The organism is Cupriavidus phytohabitans (assembly GCF_017815025.1).
Taxonomy (GTDB): Bacteria; Pseudomonadota; Gammaproteobacteria; order Burkholderiales; family Burkholderiaceae; genus Cupriavidus.
In genome coordinates, this window is sequence record NZ_JAGIQB010000109.1 from 1 (window position 1) to 7214 (window position 7214).

9 protein-coding genes are annotated in these 7214 nt (G+C 62.1%); 2 read left to right on the forward strand and 7 right to left on the reverse strand.

What is annotated here, in order from left to right:
- Positions 1-130: 130 nt before the first annotated feature.
- The 6 genes from J8I34_RS32665 to J8I34_RS32690 all read right to left on the reverse strand — a co-directional run bounded on the left by J8I34_RS32665 (position 131) and on the right by J8I34_RS32690 (position 4320).
- The gene (locus J8I34_RS32665) at positions 131-607 is read right to left on the reverse strand and encodes an RES family NAD+ phosphorylase (protein WP_156914383.1); all 477 of its coding nucleotides are present in this window, start codon (positions 605-607) and stop codon (positions 131-133) included.
- The gene (locus J8I34_RS32670; RefSeq protein ID WP_209768956.1) at positions 604-1059 is read right to left on the reverse strand and encodes an Xre family toxin-antitoxin system antitoxin; all 456 of its coding nucleotides are present in this window, start codon (positions 1057-1059) and stop codon (positions 604-606) included. The genes J8I34_RS32665 and J8I34_RS32670 overlap by 4 nt, the downstream gene beginning before the upstream one ends.
- Positions 1060-1163: 104 nt before the next feature.
- A complete protein-coding gene (locus tag J8I34_RS32675) occupies positions 1164-1970 on the reverse strand; it encodes a hypothetical protein (protein WP_209808335.1) in 807 nt (268 codons plus the stop codon).
- A gap of 137 nt (positions 1971-2107) precedes the next feature.
- Positions 2108-3256, reverse strand: a complete 1149-nt coding sequence (locus J8I34_RS32680; protein ID WP_209808337.1) for a hypothetical protein — start codon at positions 3254-3256, stop codon at positions 2108-2110.
- Positions 3257-3348: 92 nt separating this feature from the next.
- On the reverse strand, positions 3349-3684 hold the full coding sequence (locus J8I34_RS32685) for a hypothetical protein (RefSeq protein ID WP_029047471.1): 336 nt from the start codon (positions 3682-3684) through the stop codon (positions 3349-3351).
- A 129-nt stretch (positions 3685-3813) separates the two neighbouring features.
- Positions 3814-4320: a GNAT family N-acetyltransferase gene (locus J8I34_RS32690; protein WP_209808343.1), complete on the reverse strand. Its 507-nt coding sequence runs from the start codon at positions 4318-4320 to the stop codon at positions 3814-3816.
- Between the two features lie 225 nt (positions 4321-4545).
- Between J8I34_RS32690 and J8I34_RS32695 the strand changes: the two genes are divergently transcribed.
- Positions 4546-5808, forward strand: a complete 1263-nt coding sequence (locus tag J8I34_RS32695; protein WP_029047469.1) for a phospholipase D-like domain-containing protein — start codon at positions 4546-4548, stop codon at positions 5806-5808.
- 147 nt (positions 5809-5955) lie between these two features.
- On the forward strand, positions 5956-6987 hold the full coding sequence (locus tag J8I34_RS32700) for a sigma-54 interaction domain-containing protein (RefSeq protein WP_209808339.1): 1032 nt from the start codon (positions 5956-5958) through the stop codon (positions 6985-6987).
- A gap of 13 nt (positions 6988-7000) precedes the next feature.
- On the opposite strand, the gene J8I34_RS32705 is transcribed toward J8I34_RS32700, so the two are convergent.
- Positions 7001-7214, reverse strand: a 214-nt coding sequence (locus J8I34_RS32705; protein WP_209808341.1) for a hypothetical protein, incomplete at its 5' end; no start/stop codon positions are given.

Genomic DNA, 7214 nt, shown 5'->3' on the forward strand with positions numbered 1-7214 from the left:
TGAATACCATGAAGAGCGCCTCAGGCGGACATTTCTGCTTTGCTAAAACCGGACATTACCGCTTTGCTGCTACAAATCTGTAGGGGCTAAGTGACATCTTCTTTGCCGGGTATCGCCTGGCCAAGGCTGTCTAGCCCTGCGCTTTCGGCTCTGTCAGCAGCGACAGAATCCTCGGATCGTGGTCGACGCGCGTGGCCAGGATAATCGTGACGGCGGTCGCATCCGGATGTTCCGGATTGAGGACGTAGTTGGAGGCGTATGGCACAAGCACGCTCGGCACCTTCAGCAGCAAGCTGGTGCGGGCGGCAAGCCATTCCGTGCCGGCGCTTTTGGACCACTGGCTGTCGGTTTTCCAGTTTTCGGGCAATGCTGCAATTTCGGCCACTGCCACCGACTCGGGGACTTCGACCTGGAGCAGCTGGTATTGCTTCGGCAGGTCCTCGATCTTCGCCGCCTCGTGATGGACGAGGATCTCCAGGAATGCCAGCGCGGGATGCTCCGCGAGATAGACGACGGGCTGGCCTGGAAAGTGCCACCGGCCGCCCGCCCGAAGTCCGCCCAACCCTTTCAGGTCGGCGTAATTGCTGATCCGCCACAGGTACATCAGGCGAAATACCCTTCGTCGATCTGAAGTAGTTCTTCCTCGACAAGGCGCGCGCCCTGTTCCGTACCCGCCAGTTCAAGCGGCGACTTGCCGGCAAAGCGTTGCTGGCCGGCTCTCAGCCAGGACAGTGCCCGATCGGCCTGGCCGAAGGTGGAAATGGCTTGCGCGAGAATCCGCGCCAGCCGAATGGCCTTGTCCGATTCATCCACCGTGAGCGACTCGCCCCGTTCACGCCTGTGGCTGAGCGTGCGGCGCGGGATAATAAAGCTGATCTCTTCCCACGCCAGACCTGCATGCAGCAAGCGCTCCATGGTCTCGGCCGGCAGCCGCTGCACGGCGAGCGCGACAAGATCCGCGCCTGAGCGAATGTTTGTCCTGAGAACGTCACTCAGGCTGTCAAGATAGCGGTTCTGCGGCGCCCCGCTACCCGAGGGCTTGAACTCTATCGTCTGCATATCTGCACCTTGGCAATTTGCCATTCGATTATAGGCATTTTGCCAAAGTCCTGCCAGAAGGGTGAATGTCGACCTTGAGGCACTCCGCCAGCCGCGCCGCAGGTTTACTGCTTGCTGAAGTCGACGATAGGCCTGAGTTGCGTAAAGTCGTTGGGATAGTACGGCGGCACGGCCTGGGGATTCTTCTTGCGCGCGAGATCGATGAACTTGCGGTCCGCTTCCAGGACGAGCATGACTTCGTGCCGGTGGATTCCGTTGGAGTGCGCCCGCTCGAGGTCGCGAACGCTCTTGGCCCGATAGGCGATGGTCCGCATCAACAAGTCATAGAGTGCCTTTGGCCGACGCGCTTCTGCTTTCTGCCGTGCCTCTTCCTCGTTCTGATGCAGGCGCGCCCACAGAGACGACGCGGCCAAACCTGGTGCGTGTTCCGCCAGGGACGCGAGTTGAGCCTTGGGGGTGTCAGGGTCGAAAGAAATCCCCTCGGCGGACAGGAATTCCCGGATCTCGAATATCTTTAGTTCCAGCAGCTTGTCATAGGTGTTTCGCGCGCCGAGTCTGGCGATCTGATTCACATCGATCCAGTTGGACGGGAAGGATCCCAGCCGCTCAAATGTATCGTGCCATTCTTCATACTCGACCCACTTCCACTGGCGGCCCTTGAAGAAGGCTTCATACCCTTTCTCGAAGTAACCTCCGAGATTCAGCCCATCGCTACCCGTCTCGGTCACCAGGTCCCGCAGTTGGGATTTCTCTTCCGCGGAAATGCCCTCGACCGTTTCCATCACTTGCGCGAAAACCCGGTCGTAAGCGCGGACAGGAACACCCGCTGTGGGCGCAGACGGAATGCGCAGCGCTCCAGGCGGCGGCGCGATTGCCTTTTTCTTGGTTCGGAACAAATCCAGGAAAACCACTCTACTCCCCTACAAACAACGCAGCGCACAGACTTCATCTGTGCACTGTCCATCACTACCAGTCAAGACAGACCACTATTTTACCGGGCCGCAGTGGCATTCGCCGGCGCTCTGGGATTGCCTGTATCGGGCCTCAGCTAGCGCGCCCTCTTCCCAGGCGCGTCATCGGTGAAGTGGTAAAGGTGCGTGTTGTCCGGCGCCTCGCCGATCCTCTCGCCGCTCGGGCGGAACTCGATATGGCGCTGGTAATTTTCGCTATCGGTCCTGGCATCGCGGGTGGCGAGCTTCAGCGCCTCGGGATAGGGCATGGGATTCTTCGATTTCTCGATCTCGAGCAGCATCGTGTGTTCGTTGACACGCACGCTGTATTTACCGAGGTTGAAAAGGAGGTACATCGCCAGGAGGTTGTCATAATCCTGGTAAGCGCCGGCGTCGCGGCGGAAGTCTAGCGACAGGACCGAGGGAAAGCGGTCGGGCAGGTCCTTGAATGCCACTTTCTCTTCGTCTTGTGGGTCGACATAGGCCGAGCCACGGTACTTCTTGTACAGCACCACGTCCATTCCATACTCGCGCCGGCCCCACTCCCTGATCAGCTTCATCGCCATCTCGGTAGGGACGTTGGCGGTGGCTGCCGCCACCACGCGCCGTCCTGACAGAACTCTCGCGCTGGTCACCTCCAGGTCGCGGTAGCCGGCGCCAAACTTGAAGGCGGCGCCGATGGTCTTGGCGCAGTTCAGGCGCAGGTAGTCATACTTGATTTCGCCTCGGTGATACTCGGTGTCACTGCGCCGCCGGTGATAGTCTTCGTTGATGCGGCGGAAGTATGCGACCAGGGCCGCCCTGTCCGCCGCCGGCACCCCGTAGACACGCACACCGATGACCGAGCGCTTGTAGATTTCGCCAAAATCCAGCCCAAACGATGCGGTCTCGGCGACCGTGGAGACCGTCCTGAACAGATACTCCTGCTTGGGTATGGCGATCATCAGATCGGTGGTGTAGTAGCCGCTCGCGTGCTTGCGGTCTCGGTCCGCATAGAAGTTGGCCGAATAAACCACCTCGTCGCCAGGCGCATCGTCACGGAGCGCCAGTGCAATATGACCGGCCGAACCGCCTTTGGACGTGCCGAAGCTGATCAGCAACTCCAGGTCGTAGGGATCCTCGCGAAGCCGTGCCGCGATCTGTTCGATGTTGGCCGGCTCTGGCCCGCCCTTGCTGCCGAAGTCGGTGGCAAGGGCCACGCGAGGCAATAGAATCGCTGCAGCGACGAGCCAGAGCACCAGCCTCATTCTCATTATGTCCCCCGCCCCTCGGCCAGCCCGTTCCGCAGGCAACCTGGTCGTCGCATGACACCATGCAGAGCGTTTAGCGTTTGTCAGGGTCAAGATGATGCCGACTGCAAAAGTTCCGCGACGCCAGGCTGCTCTTTCGTGCGGGTTTGACTGGTCTTGTTGACGTAGCCCTCCTGAGCGCTCTCATTTGGCGTAACGCCCTGGTTGCGAAGATGGGCAGCGACCGTCTCGCACCAGTTGAGCAACTGGTGCTTGTCAAGGTCCGCGACCACGTCTTCACCGAAAAGATTCGAAAGCTCAAGTGCGACTCCTGAAAATTCGGCGCCGTCATCTCGAATGGTCAATACCCCGTCGCCATCCTGGTCGCACATCTCGATCCTTGTTGCAGACATAGCCATTACCTCCTGAAGCTTCGTCACCGTCACTTGATTCGTAACCGGTCATGTCGGGCGCTCCCCTGCCTTGTCGGTCGCCTGTCCAGCGTATCTATGCTAGAAGATCGGCTTCCATGCCACCAAGGGGAGTAACCGCCTGCTGTGTGCCGGTTATGTCCCTTACTCCGTCGCGTCGAACGCCTGGTGGTAACACACGTCGCCAACCGGCATTTCTCCGCCGAAGGCTACGGCCTGGAAGTATTCCCGGGGAACGCCGGGCAGCACCAGGCCGGCATGCGCCTTGAATCCAAAACGGCCGTAGTACGCCGGGCTGCCGAGCACCACGCAGCCAGCGCCGCCGAGGCGCCGCAGTTCAACCAGGGCCGCCTTCATCAGGTTCGTGCCGATTCCTTGCCCTTGCCGCCCGGGCAACACGGAGATCGGCCCCAGGCCATACCATGCCGTTGCTCCGGACGAAATCGTCACCGGCGAGACGGCGACATGGCCGACGATGGCATCGCCGTCCGCTGCCACGAGTGACACAGTCAGTTGCCCATCGCGGCGCAGTGCATTGACGATGAAGTGCTCGGTATGGCTTGAGTGCGGCTCGCCGCGGAACGCGGCTTCCGTCAGCCGTGCGATGGTGTCGGAGTCGGCGCCCTGCTCATTGCGGATGTGGATGCCCATGTCTCTTTTCCGGGTGTCTTTGTCGATCAAGAATACCTGTGACACCTGATGTCAAAGCCAGGTCGAAATGCCCGGCCTCCGCGTGCCTCGCTTTGAAACTGCCAATTCCGGGCAGTATGCTGTGAAAGTCGCCAGCTTGCCGGCGCAATTCTCGATTCTTGGACCAGACATCATGGTGCTTGCGTGATCCGCCACGCCTTTCCAGGGGCGCGTAGAAAGGGCCGAATGCTCGCATTGCTTGCCGCCATTCTTGTGGCCGCCCTCGGCGGCATTGTCGCGTACAACCTGATTGGTGGCGAAAAGCGCATCGAGCGCCGCCTCGACCGGCTCTACAGCCTGGCCGATCCGCAATTTGTCCGCGAACTGGGCGTACTGCTCGGGCCTCCGGTCGTCGATGGCAACCGCTTTCGCGTGCTCAGGAATGGCGACGAGATCTTTCCAGCGATGCTGGGTGCGATCCGAAGCGCGAAGCAAACGATCAATTTCGAGTCGTACATCTATTGGTCCGGCGATATCGGCAATGAATTCGCGCAGGCCCTTTCCGAACGGGCCAGGGCGGGTGTCAAGGTACAAGTGCTGCTGGACGCCGTCGGCAGCTCGAAGATCGACAAGTCCGTGCTGGACATCATGACCGGCGCCGGCGTGGACGTGCGCCGCTACCACCCGGTGCGGTGGTACACCGTCGGCAAGCTCAACAACCGTACGCACCGCAAGGTGCTGGTGGTCGACGGCACGATCGGCTTTACCGGCGGCGTCGGCATCGCGCCGGAATGGACCGGCAATGCGCAGGATCCCGACCACTGGCGCGATACGCATTTCCAGGTGGAAGGCCCCGTGGTTGGCCAGATGCAGTCCGTATTCCTGGACAACTGGATCAAGGTCAGCGGCGCGGTGCCGCATGGGCCGGAGTACTTTCCTGAATTGCCCCCGGTCGGCAACGGCCGCGCCCAGATGTTCAGCAGTTCGCCCACCGGCGGCAGCGAGAGCATGGCGCTGATGTACCACCTTGCCATCACGGCGGCCGCGCGAACGATCGACCTGTCGGCGGCCTACTTCGTGCCCGACGAACTGACGGAAAAAGCGTTGCTGGCGGCCCTGGCAAGAGGCGTCAGGCTGCGCGTGATCGTGCCGGGCGAGCATATCGATTCGGAGACGGTGCGCGCCGCGTCGCGCCGGCGCTGGGGCAATCTGCTGAAGGCAGGCGCCGTGATCGCCGAATACGCGCCGACGATGTACCACTGCAAGGTGCTGATCGTTGATAACCTGCTGGTGTCGGTCGGTTCGACCAATTTCGATAACCGGTCATTCCGTCTCAATGACGAAGCCACGCTGAATATCCTGGATGCCGGGTTTGCCGCCGAGCAGACCAGGATCTTCGAGGAAGACCTGAAATTGTCGCGCCCCAAGACCTATGAACAGTGGGCCAACCGTCCCTGGACCGAAAAACTGCGCGACCGGATGTCTTCGCTGATTGGCCCCCAACTCTGACCCCTGACGCGGGCCTTGGGGTGCGGGTTCCCCGGCTTCCGGCGCTGCCCCGGCTCACCCCGCGGGTTATGATGCTGGCGATTCAGCCCCCCACGGTCATGCCAGTCCGCGCGCTCCATCAGCGCCCTGGCCAGCCATCCGCCCGCGATGAACGCCCCACTGCAACTCGTCGGAAACCATCCATCGATTGTCGCCTTGCGCGACCTCGTTGCCCGCGTGGCCGGCAGCCAGGCGCGCACGGTCTTGCTGTACGGCGAGACCGGCACCGGAAAAAGCCTGGTGGCTCGCATGCTGCACCAGCAATCGAGCCGCGCCAGCGCGGAATTCATCGACATCAACTGCGCCGCGATCCCGGCGCAATTGCTCGAATCCGAGCTGTTCGGCCATGAGCGCGGCGCGTTCACCGGCGCGGTCGGCAAGAAGGAAGGGTTGATCGAGGCCGGCAACGGCGGCACCGTGTTCCTGGACGAAGTACGCGAGCTGGACCTGGTCATGCAGTCCAAGCTGCTGACGCTGCTCGATACCCGCCGGTTCCGCCGGGTCGGCGCGGTCAAGCCGATCAGCGTGGATGTGCGCTTCATCGCCGCCACCAACAAGATCCTGCTCAGCGAGGTCAACGCCGGCAAGTTCCGCGAGGACCTGTACTACCGCCTGCAGGTCATCGCGATCAATATCCCGCCGCTGCGCGAGCGCGGCGACGACATCCTGCTGCTCGCGCATGGCGCGCTGCAGCGCTACAACCGGCAGTACGGCAGCCGCATGGATCGGCTCGCCCCGGAAGTCGAGCGGATCTTCCGCGCGTATCGCTGGCCGGGCAATGTGCGGGAACTGGAAAACCTGCTGGAACGCATCTGCCTGCTCGAGCAGGGCGACTGCGTGCTGCCGGCCCACCTGCCCGCGCGGATCCTGCGCGCCACCGGGGGCACTGACACCTCCGGCACGAGCCTCGCGCCTTCCGCCGATGCCGCTCCTGTCGCCAGCGCGGCTGCGCCCGCGGCAAGCGCCGCGCTGGCGGATGGCCTGGATTACCACGCCGCCACGGCGCAATTCCAGGCGGCGCTGCTCGGCCAGACGCTGGCGACATGCCATGGCAATCTTGCCGAGGCGGCGCGCCGGTTTGGCCTGAGCCGCCACGCACTCCGGCACCAGATGAGCAAGCTCGGCCTGGCCGCGGACTGACCCTGCGCGCATTTCACGCATCCGCGTGGAAAACACGCGGCGCGCTCGGCCGCGCTCGCGTGCGCTCCACGCAGCCCACCCTGCCCCATTCCACATACCCTTGATTTAAAAGCAAAAAATCTGGCGTCTTCGGCTGGCACGGCTTCTGCTCAATAAGTATGCGGAGTAAACCAATTTCACGAATGAGAGTCAGATGCCAGTCACATGAAGAACGAGCTGGCATCGCC

What these genes read in the sequence shown, in the direction of transcription:
- J8I34_RS32680 (WP_209808337.1), bottom strand. Translation starts at nt 3,256, where the DNA reads ATGAGGCTGGTGCTCTGGCTCGTCGCTGCAGCGATTCTATTGCCTCGC.
- J8I34_RS32670 (WP_209768956.1), bottom strand. Translation starts at nt 1,059, where the DNA reads ATGCAGACGATAGAGTTCAAGCCCTCGGGTAGCGGGGCGCCGCAGAAC.
- J8I34_RS32700 (WP_209808339.1), top strand. Translation starts at nt 5,956, where the DNA reads ATGAACGCCCCACTGCAACTCGTCGGAAACCATCCATCGATTGTCGCC.
- J8I34_RS32690 (WP_209808343.1), bottom strand. Translation starts at nt 4,320, where the DNA reads ATGGGCATCCACATCCGCAATGAGCAGGGCGCCGACTCCGACACCATC.
- J8I34_RS32695 (WP_029047469.1), top strand. Translation starts at nt 4,546, where the DNA reads ATGCTCGCATTGCTTGCCGCCATTCTTGTGGCCGCCCTCGGCGGCATT.